General features: G+C 42.7%; 22 protein-coding genes. 19 read left to right on the top strand and 3 right to left on the bottom strand.

All coding sequences use genetic code 11. From position 1 onward, the window contains the following. Positions 1-98: 98 nt before the first annotated feature. From CDO33_RS18250 to CDO33_RS18210, 9 genes are all read left to right on the top strand, one after another. Positions 99-1,001, top strand: a complete 903-nt coding sequence (locus CDO33_RS18250) for a YitT family protein (RefSeq protein WP_103081473.1) — start codon at positions 99-101, stop codon at positions 999-1,001. Between the two features lie 229 nt (positions 1,002-1,230). Further along, the gene (locus tag CDO33_RS18245; RefSeq protein WP_103081517.1) at positions 1,231-2,076 is read left to right on the top strand and encodes a transketolase; all 846 of its coding nucleotides are present in this window, start codon (positions 1,231-1,233) and stop codon (positions 2,074-2,076) included. A 1-nt stretch (position 2,077) separates the two neighbouring features. Next, on the top strand, positions 2,078-3,025 hold the full coding sequence (locus CDO33_RS18240; RefSeq protein ID WP_103081472.1) for a transketolase family protein: 948 nt from the start codon (positions 2,078-2,080) through the stop codon (positions 3,023-3,025). Between the two features lie 449 nt (positions 3,026-3,474). Next, positions 3,475-4,053 (top strand): LemA family protein, encoded by a 579-nt coding sequence (locus CDO33_RS18235; RefSeq protein ID WP_161496507.1) that lies wholly within the window; start codon positions 3,475-3,477, stop codon positions 4,051-4,053. Between the two features lie 106 nt (positions 4,054-4,159). Next, entirely contained in the window at positions 4,160-5,020 is an 861-nt protein-coding gene (locus CDO33_RS18230) for a TPM domain-containing protein (protein WP_103081470.1), read from the top strand. A 249-nt stretch (positions 5,021-5,269) separates the two neighbouring features. Beyond that, positions 5,270-5,749 (top strand): LURP-one-related/scramblase family protein, encoded by a 480-nt coding sequence (locus CDO33_RS18225; RefSeq protein ID WP_103081469.1) that lies wholly within the window; start codon positions 5,270-5,272, stop codon positions 5,747-5,749. A 310-nt stretch (positions 5,750-6,059) separates the two neighbouring features. Continuing rightward, positions 6,060-6,821 (top strand): HAD family hydrolase, encoded by a 762-nt coding sequence (locus CDO33_RS18220; RefSeq protein WP_161496506.1) that lies wholly within the window; start codon positions 6,060-6,062, stop codon positions 6,819-6,821. A 304-nt stretch (positions 6,822-7,125) separates the two neighbouring features. Further along, positions 7,126-8,340: a M24 family metallopeptidase gene (locus CDO33_RS18215; protein ID WP_242974823.1), complete on the top strand. Its 1,215-nt coding sequence runs from the start codon at positions 7,126-7,128 to the stop codon at positions 8,338-8,340. Between the two features lie 218 nt (positions 8,341-8,558). Then, the gene (locus tag CDO33_RS18210; protein ID WP_103081467.1) at positions 8,559-9,620 is read left to right on the top strand and encodes an aldose epimerase family protein; all 1,062 of its coding nucleotides are present in this window, start codon (positions 8,559-8,561) and stop codon (positions 9,618-9,620) included. A gap of 283 nt (positions 9,621-9,903) precedes the next feature. Here CDO33_RS18210 and CDO33_RS21070 read toward each other — a convergent pair whose 3' ends face one another. Next, the gene (locus CDO33_RS21070; RefSeq protein WP_170045790.1) at positions 9,904-10,050 is read right to left on the bottom strand and encodes a hypothetical protein; all 147 of its coding nucleotides are present in this window, start codon (positions 10,048-10,050) and stop codon (positions 9,904-9,906) included. A 705-nt stretch (positions 10,051-10,755) separates the two neighbouring features. Here CDO33_RS21070 and CDO33_RS18205 point away from each other — a divergent pair. The 4 genes from CDO33_RS18205 to CDO33_RS18190 are packed head-to-tail and all read left to right on the top strand — an operon-like array spanning position 10,756 to position 12,092. Continuing rightward, positions 10,756-11,265 carry an RNA polymerase sigma factor gene (locus tag CDO33_RS18205; RefSeq protein WP_103081466.1) on the top strand — a complete coding sequence of 170 codons (510 nt, stop codon included), beginning with the start codon at positions 10,756-10,758 and terminating at the stop codon, positions 11,263-11,265. Between the two features lie 2 nt (positions 11,266-11,267). Beyond that, the gene (locus CDO33_RS18200; RefSeq protein ID WP_103081465.1) at positions 11,268-11,603 is read left to right on the top strand and encodes an anti-sigma factor family protein; all 336 of its coding nucleotides are present in this window, start codon (positions 11,268-11,270) and stop codon (positions 11,601-11,603) included. A 16-nt stretch (positions 11,604-11,619) separates the two neighbouring features. After that, positions 11,620-11,862 carry a hypothetical protein gene (locus CDO33_RS18195; protein WP_103081464.1) on the top strand — a complete coding sequence of 81 codons (243 nt, stop codon included), beginning with the start codon at positions 11,620-11,622 and terminating at the stop codon, positions 11,860-11,862. Between the two features lie 26 nt (positions 11,863-11,888). After that, complete coding sequence (locus tag CDO33_RS18190) at positions 11,889-12,092, top strand: hypothetical protein (RefSeq protein ID WP_103081463.1); 204 nt, start codon at positions 11,889-11,891, stop codon at positions 12,090-12,092. 455 nt (positions 12,093-12,547) lie between these two features. On the opposite strand, the gene CDO33_RS18185 is transcribed toward CDO33_RS18190, so the two are convergent. Further along, complete coding sequence (locus tag CDO33_RS18185) at positions 12,548-13,786, bottom strand: transposase (protein ID WP_103083335.1); 1,239 nt, start codon at positions 13,784-13,786, stop codon at positions 12,548-12,550. Between the two features lie 191 nt (positions 13,787-13,977). On the opposite strand from CDO33_RS18185, the gene dcd reads away from it, so the two are divergent. The 5 genes from dcd (at position 13,978) to CDO33_RS18155 (ending at position 20,714) form a co-directional block, all read left to right on the top strand. Further along, positions 13,978-14,502: a dCTP deaminase gene (gene dcd / locus CDO33_RS18180; RefSeq protein WP_103081670.1), complete on the top strand. Its 525-nt coding sequence runs from the start codon at positions 13,978-13,980 to the stop codon at positions 14,500-14,502. Positions 14,503-15,008: 506 nt separating this feature from the next. Next, positions 15,009-16,625, top strand: coding sequence for a ribosomal protection-like ABC-F family protein (abc-f, locus tag CDO33_RS18170; RefSeq protein WP_103081672.1), 1,617 nt, complete (start codon positions 15,009-15,011; stop codon positions 16,623-16,625). 119 nt (positions 16,626-16,744) lie between these two features. Further along, positions 16,745-17,668: a transposase gene (locus tag CDO33_RS18165; protein ID WP_103081673.1), complete on the top strand. Its 924-nt coding sequence runs from the start codon at positions 16,745-16,747 to the stop codon at positions 17,666-17,668. Between the two features lie 1,093 nt (positions 17,669-18,761). Next, positions 18,762-19,061: a CD3324 family protein gene (locus tag CDO33_RS18160; protein ID WP_103081674.1), complete on the top strand. Its 300-nt coding sequence runs from the start codon at positions 18,762-18,764 to the stop codon at positions 19,059-19,061. 936 nt (positions 19,062-19,997) lie between these two features. Continuing rightward, positions 19,998-20,714: a GTP pyrophosphokinase gene (locus CDO33_RS18155; RefSeq protein ID WP_333551613.1), complete on the top strand. Its 717-nt coding sequence runs from the start codon at positions 19,998-20,000 to the stop codon at positions 20,712-20,714. Between the two features lie 227 nt (positions 20,715-20,941). Here the strand turns inward: CDO33_RS18155 and CDO33_RS18150 are convergent, their stop codons facing one another. After that, the gene (locus CDO33_RS18150; protein WP_103081675.1) at positions 20,942-21,601 is read right to left on the bottom strand and encodes an SGNH/GDSL hydrolase family protein; all 660 of its coding nucleotides are present in this window, start codon (positions 21,599-21,601) and stop codon (positions 20,942-20,944) included. A 563-nt stretch (positions 21,602-22,164) separates the two neighbouring features. Between CDO33_RS18150 and CDO33_RS18145 the strand changes: the two genes are divergently transcribed. Continuing rightward, entirely contained in the window at positions 22,165-25,293 is a 3,129-nt protein-coding gene (locus CDO33_RS18145; protein ID WP_103081676.1) for a glycosyl hydrolase, read from the top strand. Positions 25,294-25,382 lie beyond the last annotated feature (89 nt).

The raw sequence follows: 25,382 nt of genomic DNA, 5'->3' as shown, positions 1-25,382 counted from the left end.
CTGATTGGAGAATATAATTGTTACTATGGTTTCTTTCAGCATAAGGCTTTGGTATCGTAATAGCACGGCAGACTAACTGTATATGAAGGCTGGTGGATATGGGTAAAAAGAAGGAAATTTTAAGGCATGCCAGGGAATACTTATGGATACTGGTGGGATCGATAATAACAGCTGCCTCAATCAATATCTTCATGGTGCCTTATAAGATTGCGCCCGGCGGTGTAAGCGGTATCGCTACGGTTATTTACTATCTTACCGGAGGAAGGTTTACAGTCGGCGTTATCATGCTGGCGTTAAATGTGCCCCTATTTATCGCTGGTTTCAGGTTTATAGGAAAAAGGTTTATCGTGAGGACGCTGTTTGGTACAATTCTCCTTTCCGCTATCATAGACGGCACAGAACCCCTGACAAGCTATATTGTGCACAATTACCTGTCGGAAAACAAGCTGGAAACAAACCCCGACTTGCTGCTTTACTCCTTATTCGGGGGATTCCTCATGGGGATAGGGCTTGGACTGGTCTTCAGATCGGGAGCCACTACCGGCGGTACGGATCTGGCGGCAAGGATAGTTCATCATTTTATACCCAACTTTACCATGGGGCAGATTTTGCTTTTTATCGATACCAGTGTGATAATTTTTGCCGCTGCTACCTTCGGAAGCATAACCTTGGGACTTTATGCCATAACTACATTGTTCATATCTTCCAAGATGATAGATGCAATCCTTGAAGGCGTCAATTACGCCAAGGCGGTTTTCATTATTTCCGACAAGTCCCAGGCCATAGCCGAAAGGATATTAAAAGATCTGGACCGTGGTGTGACTGCCTTGAAAGGGACGGGTATGTATACGGGCATGGATAAGCAGGTTCTTCTGTGCATTCTCGAACGAGGGCAGGTGCCTATGCTGAAGGAGATTGTAAAGGATATGGATGAGAGGGCATTTGTGATACTTACGGATATCAGGGAGGTTCTCGGAGAAGGTTTTAAAACCTACGATTGATTTCATCCTTTCGTAACAACAATCATCCAATCCAATCAGCTGAATGCAAGCCAATAATTTTTGTATTACTTTGTAATAGCTCCACTGGCAGTTGTTCCGATTGTTAAGACCGGTGGACAAGTTGTTGCAGCTGATAGCATAGTATGATAATATGGCATAGCAATACGATATCTTAAAATAAATGAAAGAGCTGTTTTTTAGGCAAAATATGGGTGAAAGGGATGATACCATGATATTGCATAGCTTAAAAGATCTTAAGAAGCGAGCTGCAGTCATCAGAAAACATATAATCGACGAAGTGTATAATGCCGCTTCGGGGCACCCGGGAGGGTCGCTTTCATGTGCTGACATTCTTACCGTATTGTATTTTGAGGAAATGAATATTGATCCCCAAAGACCCAGCTGGGAGGATAGGGACAGATTTGTTTTGTCAAAAGGACATTGCGCGCCGGCTTTGTATGCAACCCTCGCAGAAAGGGGATTTTTCCCCGTGGAAGATCTGGTGAAATTCCGGAGTGCCGACAGCTATCTGGAAGGGCACCCCAGCATGAGGTATGTGCCGGGGGTGGATATGTCCACCGGTTCTCTTGGACAGGGAATATCTGCGGCAACGGGCATGGCCTTGGCAGGAAAGCTGGACGGTAAGGATTACAGGGTATATGCCGTACTGGGAGACGGTGAAATACAGGAAGGGCAGGTATGGGAAGCGTGCATGGCTGCGGCCCATTACAAGCTGGATAATCTCACGGCATTTCTCGACCACAACGGTTTGCAGATTGACGGAAATATAGCCGATGTAATGTCTCCGGAACCAGTAACGGAGAAATTCAAGGCCTTTGGCTGGAATGTCATACATATAAACGGTCATGACATACCTCAGATAATTGATGCCTTGAAAAAAGCAAAAGAGGTTAAGGGGAAACCGACCATGATTATTGCGGACACAGTCAAGGGAAAAGGCGTTTCCTTTATGGAGAACCAGGCGGGATGGCATGGTTCTGCTCCCAATAAGGAACAGAGAGATCAGGCAATAGCTGAACTGGATGCATATATATCCGGATTGGAGGTGGAATAATATGGCGCAAAAAATCGCTACCAGAGAAGCCTATGGCAATGCTTTGGCGGAGTTTGGCGGGGACAGCCGCATTGTAGTGCTGGATGCAGACCTGTCGAAGTCCACAAAAACCGATACATTTAGAAAGAAATACCCTGAAAGGTTTTTTAATATGGGCATAGCCGAAGGAAACATGATGGCTACGGCTGCCGGAATTTCAACCTGCGGAAAGATTGTTTTTGCCAGCACTTTTGCAATATTTGCCTCCGAAAGAAGCTGCGAGCAGATAAGAAATTCGATCTGCTATCCGAAGCTGAATGTTAAAATAGGTGCATCCCATGCGGGACTTACCGTTGGAGAAGACGGAGCTTCCCACCAGTGTGTGGAGGATATAGCCATAATGAGGGCATTGCCCAACATGACCGTTATCTGTCCTGCAGATGCGGTGGAAACAAGGCATGCGGTCAAGGCTGCAATAGAACATGACGGTCCCGTATATCTCAGGCTTGGACGTTTGGCCGTTCCTGTGTTGTATGACGAAAGCAGCTACAGCTTTGAACTGGGGAAAGGCATTACTGTATCGGAAGGCTCCGATGTTACCATAATCGCCACAGGACTGATGCTGCAATACGCTATGGAAGCCGCGTACCTCTTGAAGCAGGAGGGCATCAGCGCCAGAGTGATAGATATTCATACCATCAAGCCCATAGACAAGGATTTGATTATAAAGGCCGCAAAAGAGACGGGTGCTATCGTGACGGCAGAAGAGCATAGCATAATCGGTGGCTTGGGAGGTGCCGTGGCCGAAGTTCTCGTGGAGAACTATCCTGTACCCTTGAAGATGGTGGGAGTTGAAGATAAGTTCGGCAAATCCGGCAAGCCCGACAAGCTGCTGGAAATGTACGGCCTTACTGCTCGGAATATTGCGGAAAAAGCAAAAGCCGCCATTAAAATGAAGATGGGCAAATGAGATAAGGCGATAAAAATTGCATTAAATCTGGAATAAAAAAAGGCAGGGTTTTCTAAATAAACTCTGTCTTTTTTATATTATCCTATTGACAAATATAGTTGATTAATATATCATAGATAGTAGAGCAGTACTCTACATTATGAAAGGAGGCGATAGGCGATGGGGCATAGGCGGTTGAGGCTGTATGCCGGAAAACGGTGAAAAGAAGTTTTCACAAAGGATTAAAAAGACGGTTGCAGTTGATATTAAAATAACAGCTATGACATTTAACAAACTTATGCTTTTATAAATGCAGCATCGATAGTTTATTGTTTTTGTGATTTTAAAATGGGTTATCAATATAATATAATGTATGCTTATTACAAAGAAATTAATTGGGCGTTAGTGTCAAGCAGTCGTGAGATGCACCTGGGCACCGCCGGACTAAGAATTAAAGGAGGATGATCGGTATGAACAGCACTTATATTGCATATCCGTGGGGTAGGTGGATAAAATGGGGAGTAATTGCACTTGTAATAATTATAGTTGCATCCCTGTTCGGAGGCACATATAACAGCCTTGTGCAGGCAAACCAGAGGGTTAAAAGCACATGGAGCCAGGTTGAAAACGCAATGCAGAGAAGATCGGATGCCATAATCAACATGGTGGAAACAGTAAAAGGGGAAGTGCAGCTGGAAAAGGATATCATTGATAAGATAACTGCCGCAAGATCAGTGGTTATGGATAAGAATGCCAGCAAAGCGGATAAAATAAGCGCAGACAGCCAGATGAGAAGCATAGTAGTACTGATGGAGGATAATCCTGAAATTAAGGCTCATGAATCTTTTGAAAACCTTCAGGTGCTCATCGAAGGTGCCGAAAATAGAGTATATAGAGCCAGAATGGACTACAATGAGGCCGTTGAGGCATACAACACCAAAGTCACCAGGTTTCCGGGAAGCATATTTGCCCGGTTGATGGGCTTTAAAGAGATGGATTACTTTGAAGCATCCCCCGATGCCAAGGAGACGCCCAAGGTGAAATTTTAACCGTAGATTTGACATAAAAATATCGAAGGGAATAAGAATATTTTCTCACGCAGGAAAGCGTTTATCGCAGCGACATTTAATCTTTATTGAAAGGGGGAGGTGAACCGTGAGCGGGATTCGGAAGAGTATAGTTATTTTACTGCTGCTCATGTTTGCTTTTTCGACGGTTGCCTTTGCGGAAACTAAATACCCGTCACCTACCAGAGAATTCTTTGTCAATGACTTTGCCGATGTGCTGGATTTGAGCACTGAAAACAGGATAATATCCCTGGGAAAGCAGCTGGAGGATAAAACCGGTGCCCAGATAGTGCTGGTGACAATAGAATCTCTGGGAGAGAAAGATATTGACGACTACGCCACCGAGTTGTTCAGAAAATGGGGGATAGGGCAAAAGGATGAAGATAACGGGATACTGATTTTAAATGCGGTTCAGGACCGCATGCTGAGGATAGAAGTCGGTTACGGCCTGGAAGGTGCCGTGCCGGACATAAGGACTGCCCAGATACGCAAGGATTACATGAATCCCTATTTAAGCAAAGGTGACTATAATGGCGGACTTTACAATGGATATGCCATGTTGGTTCAGGATGTGGCAAAGGAATATGGCGTTGACATAGACTATGGTAATGAACTGCCCCGGAATTCTCAATGGACTCCTGAGAGATCAAAGCCTTCCGGAAGCGCCAGGAAGAGCGGCATGGATTTTGGACCAATATTGTTGGTGATGTTTCTGATTTTTGACGGCATATTCTTCCGCTTCAGGATCACCTCCACACTTATGAGGATTTTCTTGTGGAGTAGCTTTTTTGGGGGAGGCTATGGTGGCCATGGCAGACATAGAGGCCGCGGAGGTCGTGGAGGCCGCGGAGGCTTTGGAGGCGGAAGCTTCGGCGGTGGAGGTTTCGGTGGCGGTTCCTCCGGTGGAGGAGGATCTTCCGGAGGCGGCGGAAGCAGCGGCAGTTATTAGATTTCCAGTGATTTTTCATAGGAACTGCCCTGCTGTACCGGTGATTTACGCTTTATGAAAAACCGGTGGCAATTCGACTGGTTGCAGTTGATGGAAAGGGTATGTTGTTTTATTTCTTAACCGGTGGTTCGTTTGGGAAAATAAGAGCTTTGCTGAATGCTATCCGACCATTTGGGTAAGTTCCTGTATTTTAAAGGCTTCAGATTGAATCAAATCAGAAAAATTTTGATGGAAGAAAGGGGCAGGTAAATGAGATATATAATCAGGCAAAAGATATTTTCCTTAGGAGACAGCTTTACTATAAAGGATGAGTTCGGCAACGATGTATTTATTGTCAGGAGCCAGATTTTTTCCTTTGGTAAAAAGCTGAGGATTTTCGACCTCTCCGGTAAAGAATTGTGCTATATTGAGCAAAAGCTCTTCCGCTTCATGCCGGAGTATGATATATATATTGCCGGTGAGCTTGTAGCCAATGTCAGGAAAAAGTTTGCGTTATTCAGGAATGATTTTGAGATTACGACTCCCGGCGACCAGTACTACGTGGATGGCGATTTTTTTGCCCATGAATTCGGAATATACAGGCATGGTAAACTGATAGCCCGCATTTCCAAGAAGTTCTTTGCCTTTTCTGACACCTATGGTGTGGATATTGACGATGGACAGGATCAGATATCCACTCTGGCCCTTGCTATAGTTATAGACATGGTATGCCATGACCATGATGACTGATGTATCGTGCTTGATACTGCATTGTTGCATTGGGAAACAGTGGCTTTAAGGCTCCTTCGGCATTCTGCGGCGACGTGCAATTCAAACGGTTGGGGCCGCAAAAATGTGGTCGGCCGATTTGTGAGCCAATTTGACGAACTTCGGTGAAGCAAGCCTGCCAGCGATTACTTTATACTCAGAGGTCACAGTTGCAAAGCAGAATTAACTAAGCTATACTTGCGATAAAAAGGCATGGGAGCATGCTGCAAAAGATTCTGACCTGCATGGCAGAAATATGTCCCCATGCCTTACGGAAACGGAGGCAGCAAATTTGAGCATAAAAGGTATTTTATTTGATAAGGACGGCACTATTCTGGATTTCAATTCAACATGGATTCCCGCGGCAAAGCTGATCATTCGGAAACTTCTGGAGGAATATTCCCATGCACAGGATGATGACCTGGAGAAAGCTCTCATGAACTCTATAGGCATAGTTGACGGAAGAATTATGCCTGATTGTGTTTATGCGTCGGGCACAACGGGGGATGTGGCCGAAGAGTTTTATAAGGTTTTTAACAGCCGGGGGATGGACTGTGGAAACAGAGAGGAGTTTAGAGCCAAGGTTGTGGATATCCTGAGCGATATAATGGATAAAGACATGGTTACGCCGGTCCCGGCCGGGCAGCTGGCTGATATTTTTGCAGCCATTAAAAACAGAGGGCTGTATATCGGCATTGCCACCGCGGATACCGAAGCCTCGACCAAGGTATGCCTGGAGAAGCTGGGAGTCAAAGAATTTTTTGATTTCATAGGATGTGACAACGGTACATACGAAAGCAAGCCCCATCCCCATATCCTTCAGGAGTTTTGCAGGTTATACGGCTTAAATCCCCGGGAGGTGGCTGTTGTCGGCGATACCATGACCGATATGAAGTTTGCCCGGCAGGGTAATGCAGGGTTAGCCATCGGAATTCTTGGGGGTGCCGGCCATCCGGATAAAATCAGAGAAAATGCAGATATTGTGTGCCAGAGTGTCCAGGATATAATAAACGAAAAAGGCATATTTATATGGGAAGATAAAGGATTGAGCTAATAAATGCGAGGTTTGACGGCAAGGAGGATTGGCCTGCGCCAATACGCAATAGGGCAGAAGGAGAGCTTAAATATCCTCTTTTTTGCGGTGTCCGAAACTATTACAATAGCATAAAAATTTTTACTGTATTTGATTTTATTTGCAGGAGTCGAAACTCCCTTTTTTATATATGATATAATCCATATTAAATAGAATGTGCAGGGTTCTGTCCGGTTGCAAGATTTTGCGTAGGTTAAGCTACTTATAAAATCAATTGGTTATATTATTTTTGAGGATAGAATCCGCTTAAATTCAATGTATTGAGATGGGTAAGAATATGAGTATGAGTGTTAAAAAGGTGCCTTTTTTCGAATTAGAAGCCAGAATGAAGCGCTTCAGAGATAAAATGGATAAATCAAATCCGGAATGGAGAATCGCTGTCATTTTCAGCAAAATAAATATGTATTACTTTACGGGAACTATGCAGGACGGAATGCTTCTGATACCCAGGGACAAGGAGGCAACCCTGTGGGTGCGCCGAAGCTATGAACGGGCGCTGGATGAATCGGCGTTCTCCAATATAAAACCTATGGAGAGCTTTCGGGATGCTGCGGCGTCAGTCGGGAAATTGCCTGATACGGTGTATATGGAAACAGAGGTGGTGCCTTTGGCACTGTATCAGAGGTTTCGCAAGCATTTTCCCTTTGACTTTGTAAAGTCTGCCGATATGCAGATAGCGGCGGTTAGAGCGGTGAAAAGTTCCTATGAGATCTCTCTAATGGAGCAGTCCGGCAAAATTCATCAACAGGCGCTGGAGATGCGCGTGCCCCAAATGCTTAAAGAAGGAATGAGCGAAGCCGAACTGGCCGGAGAACTCTTTTCTGCCTTGATAGAGGAGGGGCATCACGGGGTTTCCCGGTTCAGAATGTTTGACACAGAAATGCTGCTGGGTCAAATCGGCTTTGGTGAAAGCTCCATTTATCCCTCCTATTTTAACGGGCCTGGAGGCAATTACGGCATGAGCCCTGCGGTGCCCCTCCTGGGCAGCCGGGAACGCAAGCTTAAGAAGGGTGATCTTGTATTTGTCGATGTAGGATGTGGGGTGGAAGGCTATCATACCGATAAAACCATGATCTACATGTTTGGCAAGCCTCTTTCTCAGGAAGCCATCGACGCACATCAAAGATGCATTGAAATACAGAATGAGATGGCAGCCATGCTAAAGCCCGGTGAAATCCCATCACAAATATACAGAACTGTGATGAATAAGCTCGATGCAGGATTTTTAAGGAACTTTATGGGTTATGGAAACAGAAGCGTGAAATTTCTGGGGCATGGAATCGGTCTGCAGATAGACGAGTTCCCTGTCATAGCGGAAGGCTTTGACGAACCGCTGGAGGAGGGCATGGCTATAGCCCTTGAGCCAAAAAAGGGTATAGAAAATATTGGAATGGTCGGTGTTGAGAACACATTCCTGGTTACCCCGGACGGAGGGCGGTGCATCACCGGAGCCAATCCCGGGCTCATTTGTGTTTATTGATGGCCTTCAATATTGCAAAGAAGTGTTTAATGCTATATCATCATAATAGGATAATGCTGCTATACAAAGTTGGTTTGACATCAAGCTTATGGAAGCGGACAAATTCCGTTTCATAGGATTTAAAGCGGCAGGATTTAGAAACCTATGTATCAGCTATTGGCTGGATTCATTCCCGTGCTAAATGGGAAATTATAGTTTTGAAGGATGGAGGGAATTTAATGAGCATAACCGCCAGATTTTATGCAAATACACCGGATGGAAAGGAAGTAACGCTTTTTACCCTGGAAAACTCAAAGGGTATGAAGGCGGAGATCATTAATTACGGAGGTACCATTGTTTCACTCTATGTACCGGATAAGGACGGCAAGCTTGCAGATGTCACATTGGGATATGACAATCTCAAAGGATATCTGGAGGATGATGGTACATATTTCGGAGCATTGATCGGAAGGCATGCGAACAGGATTGAAAAAGCAGAATTTGAGCTCAACGGCGTTGTGTATAAATTGGCCAAAAATGACGGAGAAAATAATCTGCATGGTGGAATCAAGGGATTTGACAAGCAAGTCTGGGATGCTGAAATTATAGATTGGGAGGGGAAGGAAGGCCTTCAGCTTACATATTTCAGCAAGGATGGCGAGGAGAATTTCCCCGGCAACCTGAAAGTCAAAGTGGTATATGTGCTGTCAGAGGATAATGGCCTGGAGATACACTATTATGCGGTATCGGACAAGGATACGGTGGTAAACCTCACCAACCATGCTTACTTTAATCTTTCCGGCCATGCAGCGGGAAGCATATCAGGGCATGAGCTGATGATAAACGCCGACCAATTTACACCGATAAATAACGAAGGCATACCTACGGGTGAGATCAGGGATGTCAAAGGCACTCCTATGGATTTTACAAAGCTCTCACCTATCGGACCAGGGTTTGATAGTGATGATGAACAGATCATCAACGGTAAAGGATACGATCATAACTGGGTGCTTAAGGTCAGCGGAAAAGAACCGGAAAAGGCTGCTGAACTCTATGACCCGGCAAGCGGAAGGGTAATGGAGGTATTTACAACCAAGCCGGGGATACAGTTTTATTCGGGAAATTTCCTGAAAGGTTCCGGGGTTGGCAAGGGTGGCGCAGTATATAACAAAAGAAGCGCTTTGTGCTTAGAAACCCAGTACTTCCCCAATGCTATGAAGCATAAGCATTTTCCTTCACCGATATTGAAAGCCGGACAGGAGTATAAACACACTACAATTTATAAGTTCTCCGCCAGGTAAATTGCTGGTTTCAAGGGGTAGAGCTTATCTGTCAGGCTAATGCCGCTTGTATTATATAATTTTAGATGATTTCAGCTAATAATGCATGTTTTGATCGTTTAGAGGGGTGCACATCTAAAGTCTAAGCAGCAAGGCAATGGAGAAAATAGAAGATGAAATGGCGAGGACTGGTGACACGGAAGCTGTCACCAGTCCTTCATAAATTTTACCAGCATCAAAAACATAGGAGTGAAAATTGGAATTTTTTGAATCATGGTGTGAGTTTTGAACGCATAGCTTGTTATTAAAGTCCACTCCTGCATTTTCCGCCGTGTTTCTTTTCCGATATTGTTTTTCCCGGTACTTTGTTTTCTCCGATTTTGTCGTTATAAAAAGCCGGATCGCCCACTGCTTCCTTAACTATATCTTTATCCTTCATCTTCTTTTTCATTGCGGAAGTCTCCTTTTCTATGCTTGTTTTTGAGTTTCACTATATATTTTTAACATAATTCAAATTAATACTACATTGCTGCATTGGAAAACGATGGCGTAATGACTCTTTATAATGCTATATAGGGCATATATTGCTTTTGAGATTAGGCTCTTTTTGGCTTTAGTTGTGAAAATAGAGCATTGCGATGTTTTATTTCTTCCAAAGTTTTTTTTACTTCCCATTGGTAAATAAAACCGAATTGCGATTTTCACAGGCAATTTGAGACTTTTTATCAACTCAGTGAAGATTTAAAAAATTTATTTTCATCAGTCTGTGGAGAATTAAAAAATATATTTATTTTGATAAAATCAATTGAACCGTTTTACCATAGACTGCGACTAAATAATTGAAAGCTGTAAAAATATGTGAAGCCGGTGGATAGGGTTATCCTTTGGAAAGATGCAATAACATTATGTTAACCATGATGCCGATGGATCAAAGTAACCCGGGTCGATGGTTATAACGAGGCTAAAGATGCCCTCTACCTCTTATAGGTGGCGGGTACCTGATTTCATATTAGACGGTGAGTTAAAATCTCCCGTCTCGTTGAAACGGTGTGTTGAAATTGCTACGCAATTTCTTACGTTGTTTTAATGAAAATTTCAACTGTATGGGAGAGGTGGTGCTGATGGTTTTTCACTTGAAGGCTGTGCAGAGCATGTCTTGATCGAGAAATCTAAAAATGGAAACCATGAGGCCTTTGAAAGGCTGATGAGCGACCATTTGAAGATCATTTACAACTATATTTCTTCCCATATAAGCACCACTGAAGACATCAAGGATATAGTGCAAGAGACAATGCTGGCTGCTTGGAAGAGCATAAAAAAATATGATGGGAAGGCTTCTTTCAGGACATGGGTAATAGGGATTACAAGGAGAAAAATTGCCGACTACTACAGGACATTATACAAAAATACCAGTGTTTCTCTTTCCGAGATTGAGGATTTTTGGGCTGCAGAAAACGAATTTGACAGCATAGTTGACAGCGTAGCGATAGAAAAATCTATGACAGCCCTGGGGAAAATTGAAAAAGAGATAGTATTCCTGGTTTTCAATGCACAGCTTAGCTATTCGGAGATTTCTGAAATAATGCATATTCCGGTGGGGACAATTAAAAGCAAGATGTCCAACATCAAGGCAAAGATTAGAAAACAACTGAACGGTGGTGGATAGGTATGACTGACTGTGAAAGAATATCCGATTCATTGATCGATTATATAAACCGCAGGCTTACGCAGGAGCAAAATGGTGAGATTGTGAGCCACCTGGCAGTTTGTCACAGCTGCAGGAAGGAAGCGGCAGATCTGATTAGGTTTAAAAAGCTTGAACAGGAGAGAATGGCAGATGTGCCGCAGGAAATCGTGGATACGGCTTTCCTGCGAATTCCCAAAGATGATAAGTTCCTTGATGACATCATTGATTTCCGTCCATATCATGTGGTTTTTAATTTAATTCGTTATTCGTTAACCGCGGTTAATCAGACAATACAGCTTGCACAGCAGGCAATATAAAGGAGGTAGGAGATTTATGTCAGACCATGTAAAAGAATTAGGAGAAGTGCTGGATGCCATTTCTGAAAAGGCGCCCATATTAATCACCAAGCTTATGGATACTTTGTATTCGGCAGAGGCAGGCAAAAAAATGGGTCAGGCGGTGGGAAGCCTGTATAAGGAACTGGTGGATTCGGGCATACCCCAGGAGGAAGCATTGCAAATGGCGAAAGATTATATGCTATCGTTAAAAGACATAACCGGAAACATCTCAAAATAGCAAGAATGGGTGATGAGGAGTGTTAAATGGTAACAGTAATTTATATTATTAAATTCACGGTAAAGCTGTTAATGCTTATCATTATGTCACCTTTTATCCTCATCTGGTTTTTGGTCAGGTATTTAAGCTATAAAGCAGCCCTGACCCAGAGCCTGATAGAAGCAGGCGTTCCCGCCGATTCGGCAAAAGAACTGGCTCGGGAAACCGGACTTTGCAAAATGTTTAAGTAAGGCTATGGCCTGAATGCTGTGGGCTTTCCAAGATTGTGTTTTTCAATGGTGAAACGACAGGCATAATGCTAAGGTCATGCCATTTCCAGCCTGTGGGGGAAAAGGAGTTGGGAAAAAACTCCTTTTCTTTCGTGGGCTGGTTTTTATATTTTCGGAAAATTACTTGTGCTTTAACTGAGGTGCAATACAAAAAAAGTCCGATAGAAGAGCCTTGTAAACGGATTTGCACAAGGTATGGGACGAAATAATAATTCTGCTATTTGTTTGTTGGTAATAGAGGAGCAGAAGGTATTTCCATGTTGAATTCACTCCAAATATATTTTTGGAAGGCAATGTCGATCTATTTCTTCAAAAAGTTACATTTCAGTGGAAGATATATTTTAAATAATGTATAATTAATTTTACTTACATACAGTACTTACGCAAAACAAAATGATCCTTGAAAAATAAAGATTTCACGCACTTAATTTGTCCCAAATGGTTGTTGCGAGAGGATTTGAGACAGTATTTACCTCTTTACCTGTCCGGTCTTTGGATGTTACATTAATAATGTACACAATACCGTTGACTTTAACCTGGACAATGTCCTGCAGGAAGCTGATGGTTTCACCCATGGTATTCAAATTATTCTGTATCTGCAAAATCTGCACGAATACAGAAGTTATGAACACCAAGGAGAAGTGACCCTCAAGTTTTCTAATAGACCGGACTTGAACTTTTTCAAAGTTCAGAAACTGCTTGATGTCTCTGAAGAATACTTCAATGTCCCAACGGCAAAGGTATTTCTTGAGGATGTCTTGAGCAGCTACACCGGGCAAGTCAGTAATGATAAATCTGGTGTTTTGGATAGATGCGTTATAGCCGTTTTTGACTATTGCCATCATGGTGTTACCCACACCAGGTAAGATTACCGATAAAGCCTTGATGTAGAAGCCTGTACCGGGGTAGTACCTGTACTGTTTCTTGCTAAACAGCAGGCTTATGGTCTTAACGTTAAAGTTAACCCTGTTGTTGTACAGCACTTTGCGGTTATTCTTTATCATGCAGACATAGTGGTAACCGCACTCTGAGAGCTTTTGCAGGAGCTCTTTACAGGAATACCAGGTGTCGAATGTGACGTATTCGGCAGCCAAACCAAATTTGTGGGCGAAGGATATCATACGTATGGCTAGTTCAACCTTGGTATGATATTCTTCACACTTTTCTTCCGGTTTCCATATCCGAAACGCCACGGGGATTTTAATCCAACCATTAGACCATAGAAGGACTACAATGTGCATTCCCCAGACATACCGATTATTTGTGTGATCGTATACATAAGATGTCGGGAAAATGCTCTTGCCGAAAGGCTTCCTGATAATCACATCATCGATGATCAAATATCCAAGACCAGCCGTTTGTGACTGTATTGCCTGGATGAACAGGATCATGATATTTGTGTTATTAATAGAAAGCAACGGCAGCAGCCTTGTTATGGCATCATGGGATACCCAGTACAGCTTCTGCGCAATATATGTTGCTGTAGGATTATTAAACAGGATTATACCCATACATGCTGCAACGAAGACCAGTGTATACTTCTCAGGGAACAAAAACTTATCCAAATTGAACTTTCTCACCAGTTCAGTAATAATATCGTGAATGCCGTGCTTGGCAACGGTTATGTCGGAAATGCAATTTTTGGTAGACCTCATGGAACCCCTGCCAAAAGAATAGCATAATTCGAAAACTGGTGAATAGCTGTAATATATGGAAACCTCAATGCAACAACCTTTTAAGCTATATTCTGTTTTCAAAGTGCTGATATGACTTGTTTATGTTACTTTTGCGTAAGTACTATTACATATATTTTTTATATAAAAATGTATTTTGGAGGAGATTTTATTTGATTCTATCGGGTCTTGAAATAAAGAAACATTTAGGCAAGGAAATAATAATTGAGCCTTATGATGATAAATATCTGAATCCCAACAGCTATAACCTGCGGTTGAATAATGAGCTGCTGGTTTATGATGAAGATATATTGGACATGAAAAAGCCTAATAAGACCAAAAAGCTGATCATACCGGAGGAAGGTCTTGTTCTTGAACCGGGAAAGCTGTATCTGGGAAGGACTATGGAGTATACAAAGACCGACAAGTATGTTCCCATGCTGGAAGGGCGTTCTTCCATAGGCAGGCTGGGACTTTTTATCCATGTGACGGCAGGCTTCGGGGATGTTGGCTTCAGCGGCTACTGGACGCTGGAGATCCACTGCATTCAGCCTATAAGAATATATGCAGGAGTGGAAATCTGCCAGATATATTATCATTCCATTGAAGGAGAATATGAGAAATACTGCAGCGGTAAGTACCAGAACAATACTGGAATACAGCCAAGCCTGCTTTATAAGGATTTTGAAAAGAAATAAGGGATTGATTTATAATCTTTTATGGGTTAAGATATAATATGCATAGTTTAAAAGCAGCATAAGCTGTAATTTTAATGAAAGGGTAAGGTATCCAGGGATGAGGATTGGCTAATTCGGCAAAATCAATTGAATTATTGAAGGGAGCAAGTTGGAATATTGCTCTTATTTGTGCTGGATTAGCTTGGGAATAATCTTTATACGGATACTTTGCCATGCTTTAAAACTCAATTGAAAATCATTTCTTGTATTTATTATACTTTAGTTTATAAGTATGGGCACCTCTGGGCAGAAATTGTTTGAATAGATGCCTGTGGAAATAGCAGGTTGTGAGGTTAATAAGGCAGAAAGCCTACATTTTGATTGTGGCAGGTTCACCGTAGCAGAGATGTTGAACCATGCTGTGCGTTTAATGGATGCCAAATCATTTTATAAATTTCAACATCTAAATTGATTATTTCTACAAGTCTTTCCAGCACACTGTAAAAAGTGAAAGGAGAGATTTTTTTATGCTAATTTTGGAAGCGGATAAAATAAAGAAATATTATAACGACAGATTAATAATAGAATTGGACAGCTTTAAAGTTTATTCCGGGGACAAAATCGGCATTGTAGGGCAAAATGGTTCGGGTAAGACCACCCTTATGAATATTCTATCCAAGGAAATAGAACCGGATGAGGGCGTCGTTCACCATTATTGCAGCATTTCATATATCCGTCAGTTCTCTGAAGAGGGAGTGGAGGCAGGTACAAAGACTTTAAAGGAGTTCAATCTGCATGATAAGCTGCATCAGAATGAGTTCAGCGGGGGTGAAAGAACAAGGATAAAAATTGCCAACGCCTTTAGCAATGACAGTCTGATTGTGTTTGCCGATGAACCGACGGCCAACCTTGATTACAAAGGCATAGAGCTTCTCAGGCAAAAGCTTTCTAGAGTGGAGTCCTTTTTGCTTATCAGCCATGACAGGAATCTTTTAGACAGCCTCTGCAATAAAATCCTTGAAGTGAGGGACGGCAAAGTTAAGCTTTACAACGGCAATTACTCTTCCTATAGGCAGCAGAAAGAGATGGAATACCAGCATGAGAAGCAGGAATATGAAAAATACGTTTCAGAAAAAGAAAAGCTGGAAGAGGCAATAAGGGAAAGGCAGAGCAAAGCGAAATCCATAAGGAAGGCTCCTAAAAGAATGGGAAACTCTGAAGCAAGGCTTCACAAGAGAAGTGCCACCGAGATACAGGAGAAAATAAACAATGCTGCCAACAGCCTGAAAACACGGCTTGAAAAGCTGGAAGTGAAGGAAAAGCCCAAAGAGCTGCCCCAGATAAAACTGGACTTCTCTTTGACCAATCCCCCGGAAAATAAGATTGTCATTTCCGCAGAAAAGCTTAACTTTAGTTATGGCAGCAGGAAGATACTAAACAATGCTAAATTCAAAGTATACAACGGGTTAAAAACTGCCCTCTGGGGCGAAAATGGTGCAGGCAAGACCACGTTGTTGAATCTTATAAGCAGCAGGTCGGATGACAGCATATATATTGTGCCCAAGGCCAGAATCGGCTACTTCCGGCAGGGGTTTGAAAATCTGGATTATGACAAAACCGTGCTGGAAAACGTAATGCAGGACAGCATTCAGACCCAGGCTGTTGCAAGAACGATCCTGGCAAGGCTGCTCATTTCCGGAGATGATGTTTATAAGAAGGTTGGCGTGTTAAGCGGCGGTGAAAGGATAAAGGTTTCTTTTGCAAAGCTTTTTGTGTCGGATGCCAATGTCCTTCTGCTGGATGAGCCCACCAATTATCTGGACATGATGTCTATAGAAGCTTTGGAAGATGTCCTCTGCGATTATGAGGGGACGGTCCTGTTTGTTTCACATGATAGCAAATTTGTCAACACTGTTGCTGACAGGCTCCTCATTTTGGAGAATCAGGCCATAACGGAATTCGAGGGAACTCTTGACGAGTACAGGCTAAGCAAACAAAAGCCTAAAGCAGCTGCTGATAAAGAAATGGAACAAATTGCTTTGCAGATGCGGATAGCAGAGATAATAGCAAAGCTGTCCATGCCCGGTGCAGACAAGGAAGCTCTGGAGGCAGAGTACCAGCGGCTAATTAAGGAGCGTAATTAGGGGACGCTCCTTCACATAGAATAATTAAGTGACGTTTTTTATACAGAACATTTGTTCTTTACAAATAATGTATTATATGGTATGATATAACCACAAATGATATCCAGAGGTGGTTTATCATGCCAAGAGCAGCCAGGAAGAAGTCAGAAGAATCCATGTATCATGTGATGTCCAGGAGCATCAGCGAAGTGGACCTTTTCCAGTGTGATGAGGACAAGGATTATTATTTATCGCTCCTGAAGCGCTATAAAGAAAAGTATCATTGCAAGATATATTGCTATGTCCTGATGAGCAACCATGTTCATATTTACATTGACCCCTGCGGCTTTGACATTTCCACGTTCATGCGCTGTCTGAACAATGCTTACGTTGCTTACTTCAACAGGAAGTATGACCGCCATGGGCATCTATTTCAAGGGCGTTTTGCCAGCACGATAGTGGACAATGATACTTACAGCCTTACCCTGTCGGCATATATCCACAACAATCCTAAGGACTTGCCCGGATATGCCGGCAGGGAGGAATATTACCGCTATTCGTCTTATGGTATTTACACAGGATGCCGGAAGGACACCGACGGTATAGTGGATACGGAATTTATACTTAGTCACTTCGGAAGGGATAAAAGGGCTGCACGGCAGAAGTACAGGGTATTTACAGAATCCATGAAAGAAACAGGCATAATGAGGGAAGTAGACGATAGCATAATGAAGGCTTACACTGAAAATGTGTACAGTAGCGAGAAACAGTATATAGTGAGGAATAGAACCCCGGAGGACATAATTTATAAAATCAGTAATCTTTTAGGCAGGGGAGTGGCGGAAAAGCTGAGAGCAAAATACAGCAGGGAAGCAAGCAGAATCAGAGCATTCACGGTATATATAATGAGATCGATATGTGGATATACATATAAAAGCCTATGTGAATATATAGGCAACATGTCGCTGTCCGGGATATCAAGGCTTACTAATGAAGGATTCCGGTTAATAAAAGAAGATTTGAAATACCGGAATACATTCAATTCTTTAATTCGGGCTGGGTAGGCGTTGATTTGTGGACGTAGTGAATAATAGACTCTAAAGACCATCCATTCATCCTATCAAAAATCTCATAACTATCCGAATCGAGCTTAAGATGCCTTGCACAGGCTTCTAAGGCTGTTTTGTGCTGTATTCAAATCTTTGACATATTTAGTAATCAATAATCAAAAGCAGTATAACCGTATTGAATTTTCATCGGCATTAGTTATACTACAAACGAGCTTAGTAATTTCACTTAATAATATCTATTTTACATTGTCTGAATAATAAGCCCTAGCGGTATAGGTATGCCAGGGTTTTTCCATGCCTATCATTTAGTCTGAATTAAAAAGGAGCGTCCCCTAAGAGAGTTCAGTTATAGCTGTTTAGTAGCTTGAGGCGGCGATATATTAGCCTTATAATAATTATTGTACATGGACACCATGTACATCGCGGTATCCGGAGCCGACTTTCGCAAAGAAAGGAGTGGTCTTAAAGTGAAGATTGCAATGGAGGTGGCCATCGTTTGATGGCCGGGGCGTATCAAGCCGTAAATGGTTTGAGCGCCCCTTTTGCATTGAGCCGGGAAGCGTCTTTAAGAGGGGCAAATAAAAATTTGCTGCGTTTGATTTTATATTTATGATCTTAGAATATATGGCACAAACAATTATAACGATTCTTTCCCTTGACGTTTTGTAAAATGTTGTAATACAATAAATATGGGTTTTAATATTTCAGTAGGAAAGGAGTGTTATGGAATTATGAAAAGAACTGTAATTGAGGTGGCCTTTCTATAACTGAATATTGGCAAAAGGTATGAGAGAATCACCCTGTTTTGATTTGGGTCTGTTTGTTGTGCCTTTTGCAGCTATGCTTTGAAATAACCCTTTTAGCTGAATATAAGGTTTAGGGAAAACCGTTAAATACATGTTGAGCGTATACTCAGGCAATAGGTGTTCTGCTCGGCAGAGGTGTCCCTAACAATTGATAAAAAGCACGGTGGAGGTTATCGTGCTTTTGCTTTACCTTAAAGGACATAAATGTCTTATAAACGAAAATCCACAGGGGTTATTCTCTGTGGATTTTTTATGCCGATTTTAAGGAGTGTGAACCATAATTGAAATACAGAAATGCAAAAACAATTCTTCCTGAACGTCTTTTAAGAGAACTGCAGCAATATGTGCAGGGCGAAATACTGTATGTGCCCGGCAGGGAAGAAATCAGGGCCGGCTGGGGAGAGTCCAACGGTACGCGGGAAATGTATAAAAGAAGAAATGCAGAAATTGTCATGCTTTACAGAAGTGGTATCAGCGTGGAGAAGATTGCTGAAAGGTACAATCTATCGGAATACAGCATAAAAAAGATTATCTGCAGGAGCAAGCATAAGGCTTCTGAGTATGAAAAAGTTATAGGGTGAAAAAGCAAAGGTTGTGTTAAATCCGAGAAGCTTCAGAGATTTACCTTTTGGTGAAAATGAAAATTGGGGAAGGCCACTATTATTTCAAAAGGAGCGATTCATGAAAATTAATAAAACTATAGACAGCACTGAGAAGGGAAAGCATAAGTATTGGGATATCAGCCCCAGAGTCAGACATTGAGCCGGCATATAAGTTATCCATCGTATGATGGTCGTCAATGCCTGAAAAGCATGACTAAAATGAACTGATGCTGATGCATCAATATTGTACTGCTTAATAATATATTGATTGATTACTTTTTCTAGGAAAATAAATTTTTATTTTCCTTATTTTTTTGGTAGTTTTAGCTCAATTATTCACCAATAATCAAAGTTAAGGAGCAAAATGCATGGTAACCATTACACGCTATGTTGTTTTGAAATTGAATTGCTGGCCTTCTTGTTAGGCAAGGAAGCAGTGGTAAAGATCTTTTTATGAGGTTAAGATAATTGCTCCCGGGTTAAATTTAGCTTGTAGTTTCTTTGACACACAGAATATTATATTAGCATTTTTAGTCTATGGCTATTTTTCCGACATCCTGCTGATGCTTTCAATAAAAAATATAAAAAATGCAGAAGCGTCCCCCAGCTTTCCTTTACTTTTTACTTTCTCTGCTTTTATCCAACATTCTATCGCCATTTTGATAAAAATGCAGGAATGTCCCTCTCCTATTTACATCGCTTTAAGGTTATTTTGCTCGATATTCTGCTGCTGTTTTTTAAAAAACATGCAGGAGCGTCCCCACCCCTCCCTCTCACCCTCATTGACAGATATTCCATCATTGTATACTATAATATTGATGGATATATTATCTGGTAAAAATCAACTACAACAATATTTTAGAAGGGAATGGAGATCATCTCCCTGATTTTGTGGATTGGGGGATGCAGCATAGCATGGAGAAAAAGTTGCGTAAATTCCATCCGCAGTCCGATGAAGCTAGCAAAATGCTCATGTATAAAATCCAAGCAGATGAACTGGAAAGGTATATAAACGAATTTACAAGTATCCAGCTGCTGTATAAGTCTGCTTTAAGAGAAATCAACACCAAGCTGGAGATATTGAATGATGAGTTCCAAAGCATGCATGAATACAATCCTATTGAGCATATAAAATCCAGAGTAAAAACTCCGAAAAGCATCATTGATAAGCTGATACGAAAAGGATTTCCGCTGAGCCTGGATGTGGCACGCAAGGAATTGAATGACCTTGCCGGCGTCCGGGTAATATGCTCTTTTATCGACGATATCTATATGATAGCTGATATGCTAATTTCCCAGGATGATGTTACGCTGATAAAAATGACGGACTATATCAAAAATCCTAAACCTAATGGATATCGCAGCCTGCATCTGGTGGTCGAGATACCTGTGTACTTTTCAAACCGTATGGAAAGGGTGCGGGTTGAGGTCCAGATCAGGACTGTGGCTATGGATTTTTGGGCAAGCTTGGAGCATAAGCTGCGTTATAAATACGATGGAACAGCGCCGGAGGATGTGGTGGAAGAACTTCGTGAATGCTCTGAACAGATTAGGATTCTTGATGAAAAGATGACTCAGATTAACCGTACCATCCGGGGTACCACTGCTAGGAATCTGTCGGTTTCGGAATGAATTTCTGTTGTGCGAAATTTGCCGCAGTGATAATACCCTTTAACCCGCAGAGGTCGCACTTAATAATCGCCTGGCATGGAAAAATCTTCAAATTAGTATAAATAAGACAAGAATCATGTAAGCTGAGGAATGATAAAATCAAGGAAGCACTAAGTAATCCCATTAATCAAATCAACATGACTGGGTATACAAGAGTGGACAAAGATGAAAAAAGGAATGGCAGGCTGTTAAGCCTGCCCGTTCCATGAATATTCCACCGCGTTCAGGAAGGCGCGGGTGATCACCATGTGACCTATAAGGTTGGGATGCACTCTGTCCCATGCGATTGCATTGGGATGATAGTGCTTAAGGATTTCATCAAAGGCAGCTTGCAAATCCACAAAAATTGCATTATTCTTCTTTGCGATGTCCTTTACAACCTCTCCGTACTTGTCCATAGTGGCACGCATTGCATCATTACGGTTGGGCTCTATATAGTACGGCGTCATGAGTACCAGGCCTTTCAGCAGAGGCTTTGTACTGACCACCAGTTCTGACAGAGTCCGGGCATACTCATCTATGTACACATGCTGTTCGGTCATGGTAGGAGAATCGAACTGACGCCATACATCGTTGATACCGATGAGAATTGAAAGCCAGTCGGGTTTTAGATCAATTACATCGGTTTGCCATCTCGCTTTCAGATCTCTCACTGTGTTACCGCTGATGCCCATGTTGACCACACGGATTTTTCTTTCGGGATATGTAGCTCCCAGCATGGAATTCACCATTCCCACATATGTCTTACCCGTACCATCAAACAGACCTTCTCCTATGGGTCTGGCACGGTCAGTATCGGTGATGGAATCACCAATCATAACAAGCTTGCTTCCCTTCTCAATAAGCATATGGACCTCCTGATTTATTACAGATTTGATATGATGTTCAGTGCCGATTTACTCAAACGTTTTTAATATTGCCTTTACTATTCTAATACATTTACACAATAAATACCATCTTCATATTAACATATAATACAAGCACAAAAGGCGATTGGAATAAGCCTTATTCGTTTTGGGGGCAATATATTAACATGGCTCTGCTTTGCTATTGTGTGGTTTTTATGTGGAAAATACTTATAAAAGGCTTGCTCCATCTTAAATGAGTAAAATTGCATTATAGACATACCTGACACGCTCTTGGGTTTAAGCTGGAATTTAGGTTATGTCCATGTTCAGGTTGATTTAAGTATCGCCAAAGGAAACTGAAAAATCTTAAAACAATTTTTCTCCGGCAAAAACCCCTCATGCTTGCATAGTACAGTCAATAATTAAAATAACATTCTTGTTTTGGTGTTAACAATGTAGTAAAAGCCTATAATTTTCATAAGATGCCCCCATGAAAAGCAAAACTATATATAATAGAATTGTCGAGAGATACTGAAAACTCATTGATATGGGAGGTAGTCACTATGCTTTACCCAAAGAATGATTCCAAAAATCTTCCGGATTCGCTTTTTAAAAACCCGACAGCAGAATATCGGGGAGCTCCCTTCTGGGCGTGGAATTGCAAGCTTGACAAGGAACTGCTTTTAAAAGAGATAGATCAGCTCAAGGAAATGGGAATGGGAGGATTCCATATACACAGCCGTTCAGGTATGGCAACGGAATATCTGGGCGATGAATTTATGGATCTGGTTAAGGCCTGCAATGAGAAGGCCAAGAAAAATGATATGCTTTGCTGGCTGTATGATGAAGACCGCTGGCCTTCCGGGGCAGCGGGAGGTCTGGTGACTAAAGATCACAGGTACAGAGCCAGATATCTTCTGTTTACTCCAAGACCATATAGTGATGATAAGGTGGAGAAAAATGAGAATATTTCCGCAGCGCGGGGAGGAAGAAATGAAAAAGGCTACTGCCTGGCAAGGTATCAGGTAATTTTAGAAAATGGGTATCTGGCTAGCTATAAGAGACTAAAGGATGGAGAAACACCTGACGAAAAGGCAAAAGTGTGGTGGGCTTATCTAGAAATTGCGTCCGACAGCCCATGGTTTAACAATCAGGCTTATGTAAACACGCTGGACCGTGAAGCGATACGCAAATTTATTGAAATCACCCATGAAAGGTACTATGCTGAGCTGGGGGATGATTTTGGCAAATCAATCCCGGCTATTTTCACCGACGAGCCTCAGTTCAGCCACAAGCAAACTTTTGGATATGCTTATGAAGAAAGGGATGTGGTGCTTCCCTTCACGGATGATTTCAGTGTTACATATAAGAATACCTATGGTGACGATATACTGGATTATCTGCCTGAGCTTTTCTGGGAGCTTCCTGATGGTAAAGTTTCGCTGGCAAGATACCGTTACCATGACCATTTGAGTGAGAGGTTTGCAGAAGCTTTTGCCGACACCATAGGCAGTTGGTGTAAATCCCATGGGATTATGCTGACCGGCCACATGATGGAGGAGCCTACTCTGTTTTCTCAAACCCAGGCCCTTGGTGAAGCCATGAGATCCTACCGGTCATTCCAGCTTCCTGGAATAGACATACTGTGTGATTCGAGGGAATACACCACTGCCAAGCAAGCGCAAAGTGCAGCCCATCAATATGGCTGTCCCGGTGTGTTGAGCGAGCTTTACGGTGTCACCAACTGGGATTTTGATTTCCGGGGACACAAGGTGGCTGGGGACTGGCAGGCTGCCTTGGGAGTGACAGTAAGGGTACATCACCTCACCTGGGTATCCATGGCCGGCGAAGCAAAGCGTGATTACCCGGCAAGCATCGGATATCAGTCTCCATGGTATAAGGAGTATCCTCTGATAGAAGACCATTTTAGCCGGCTGAATACGGCATTGACCCGGGGAAGGCCCCATGTCCGCATCGGAGTCATACATCCCATAGAGTCCTACTGGCTGCATTGGGGACCTAGAGAGCAAACCAGCGTAATCAGGGAGGAGCTGGAAAGCAACTTTAAAAATATAACGGAATGGCTGTTATTCGGCTTGCTGGATTTTGATTTCATATCCGAATCCCTCTTGCCGTCTTTATGCCCCGTTGAAAATTCACCGGTATTGAAGGTCGGGGAGATGAATTATGATGTGATTGTTATTCCAGCCTGCGAAACCCTCCGCTCTACTACGTTGGACCGTCTTGAAGCGTTTCGGATGGCCGGAGGAAATGTCGTTTTTGCAGGAGAACCGGCAAGACTTGTGGATGCGGTGGAATCCGACCGGGCAGTGAAGCTGGCTGAGAAATGCACCAGAATACCCTTTTCAAAGAGCCGTATACTGGAAACCCTCGAAAGCTACAGAGATGTAGAAATCCGGAAGGAGGACGGCTCCCGCGCGGATAACCTGCTTTACCAGATGAGGGAAGATAACGATCAAATGTGGCTGTTCATATGTCATGCAAACAGAATGTCCAATCCTGATATAGCTTATATGGAGAACATACGTATAAAAGTGAAAGGCATTTGGAAACCTGTAGTATATGACACTATGACGGGAGAAATTTATGACATTGCAGCTGAAATAAAAGATGGCGAAACACATATTTGCCATAGCTTCTCTCAGCATGACAGCCTGCTTTTGTGCCTGAAGCCCGGGAAACCTGATAATGCTTTGATTCATGTACCTAAGCATGCGGAGAAAAGGGAGATGCATGCGTACGACCTGCCGGACCCTGTGCTGGTTACCCTTTCAGAGCCTAATGCGCTTCTTTTGGATATAGCAGAATACTCTTTTGATGATGGAGAATGGATGCCTGCGGAAGAAGTGCTGCGCATAGATAATGAGTTCAGGAAGAAGCTGGGATATCCCCTGAGGATGGACGCAATGGCACAGCCATGGGTAAACCCGGATAATGAGGCTCCGACACATGTTTTGAGCCTTAGGTTTACGGTATGGTCGGACATAGAGGTCAAATCCCCATGCCTGGCACTGGAAAATGCGGAGCAAACGGAGATAGTAGTCAATGGAACAAAGGTGCCGTCACGGATAACAGGATGGTATGTGGATGAATCCATAAGCAAGGTTGAGCTTCCTGCCATCCCGGCCGGGAAAACGGAAATTGTCTTGAGAATACCCTTTGGACCTAAGACCAATGTAGAGTGGTGCTATCTTCTGGGGGATTTTGGAGTATGCGTGCATGGAAGGCATGCGAGGATCACAGAACCTGTAAGAAAGCTCGCCTTTGGCGACTGGACTCATCAGGGACTGCCTTTCTATGCCGGAAATGTGACCTATCACTGCCCGGTGGAGCTGAAGGGAGGAAAGACGGAAATAGAAATTCCCCAGTTCAGAAACCCGGTTCTGTCAGTTGCTCTTGATGATGACAGGAAAGGGACCATCGCTTTTGCTCCATACAAGCTTGATCTTGGTGATGTTGAGGCAGGTCCTCATACTATACACATAACCGCCTATGGCAACCGTGTGAACACTTTTGGAGCCGTGCACAATTGTGACCGTTCAGTGAGATGGTTCGGCCCTGACGCCTGGAGGAGCACCGGCAACAGGTGGTCATACCAGTATCAGCTGCAGCCTATGGGCATTTTAATAAGCCCGAGACTATGGATGAAAAAAGCGGATGAAAACGAATAAGTAGAAATGATCCTGGTTCATAAACTTATTTAAGAAAACTAAACAAGGGATGCAGGAGCTTCTCGTTTATACAAGAGAAAGCTGAATAG

The organism is Clostridium thermosuccinogenes (assembly GCF_002896855.1).
GTDB classification, from domain to species: Bacteria; Bacillota; Clostridia; order Acetivibrionales; family DSM-5807; genus Pseudoclostridium; species Pseudoclostridium thermosuccinogenes.
This window is presented reverse-complemented; position numbering and strand designations above follow the sequence as displayed.

What these genes read in the sequence shown, in the direction of transcription:
- CDO33_RS18250 (WP_103081473.1), top strand. Translation starts at nt 99, where the DNA reads ATGGGTAAAAAGAAGGAAATTTTAAGGCATGCCAGGGAATACTTATGG.
- CDO33_RS18245 (WP_103081517.1), top strand. Translation starts at nt 1,231, where the DNA reads ATGATATTGCATAGCTTAAAAGATCTTAAGAAGCGAGCTGCAGTCATC.
- CDO33_RS18240 (WP_103081472.1), top strand. Translation starts at nt 2,078, where the DNA reads ATGGCGCAAAAAATCGCTACCAGAGAAGCCTATGGCAATGCTTTGGCG.
- CDO33_RS18235 (WP_161496507.1), top strand. Translation starts at nt 3,475, where the DNA reads ATGAACAGCACTTATATTGCATATCCGTGGGGTAGGTGGATAAAATGG.
- CDO33_RS18225 (WP_103081469.1), top strand. Translation starts at nt 5,270, where the DNA reads ATGAGATATATAATCAGGCAAAAGATATTTTCCTTAGGAGACAGCTTT.
- CDO33_RS18215 (WP_242974823.1), top strand. Translation starts at nt 7,126, where the DNA reads ATGGGTAAGAATATGAGTATGAGTGTTAAAAAGGTGCCTTTTTTCGAA.
- CDO33_RS18210 (WP_103081467.1), top strand. Translation starts at nt 8,559, where the DNA reads ATGAGCATAACCGCCAGATTTTATGCAAATACACCGGATGGAAAGGAA.
- CDO33_RS21070 (WP_170045790.1), bottom strand. Translation starts at nt 10,050, where the DNA reads ATGAAAAAGAAGATGAAGGATAAAGATATAGTTAAGGAAGCAGTGGGC.
- CDO33_RS18200 (WP_103081465.1), top strand. Translation starts at nt 11,268, where the DNA reads ATGACTGACTGTGAAAGAATATCCGATTCATTGATCGATTATATAAAC.
- CDO33_RS18195 (WP_103081464.1), top strand. Translation starts at nt 11,620, where the DNA reads ATGTCAGACCATGTAAAAGAATTAGGAGAAGTGCTGGATGCCATTTCT.
- CDO33_RS18190 (WP_103081463.1), top strand. Translation starts at nt 11,889, where the DNA reads ATGGTAACAGTAATTTATATTATTAAATTCACGGTAAAGCTGTTAATG.
- CDO33_RS18185 (WP_103083335.1), bottom strand. Translation starts at nt 13,786, where the DNA reads ATGAGGTCTACCAAAAATTGCATTTCCGACATAACCGTTGCCAAGCAC.
- abc-f (WP_103081672.1), top strand. Translation starts at nt 15,009, where the DNA reads ATGCTAATTTTGGAAGCGGATAAAATAAAGAAATATTATAACGACAGA.
- CDO33_RS18165 (WP_103081673.1), top strand. Translation starts at nt 16,745, where the DNA reads ATGCCAAGAGCAGCCAGGAAGAAGTCAGAAGAATCCATGTATCATGTG.
- CDO33_RS18155 (WP_333551613.1), top strand. Translation starts at nt 19,998, where the DNA reads ATGGAGAAAAAGTTGCGTAAATTCCATCCGCAGTCCGATGAAGCTAGC.
- CDO33_RS18150 (WP_103081675.1), bottom strand. Translation starts at nt 21,601, where the DNA reads ATGCTTATTGAGAAGGGAAGCAAGCTTGTTATGATTGGTGATTCCATC.
- CDO33_RS18145 (WP_103081676.1), top strand. Translation starts at nt 22,165, where the DNA reads ATGCTTTACCCAAAGAATGATTCCAAAAATCTTCCGGATTCGCTTTTT.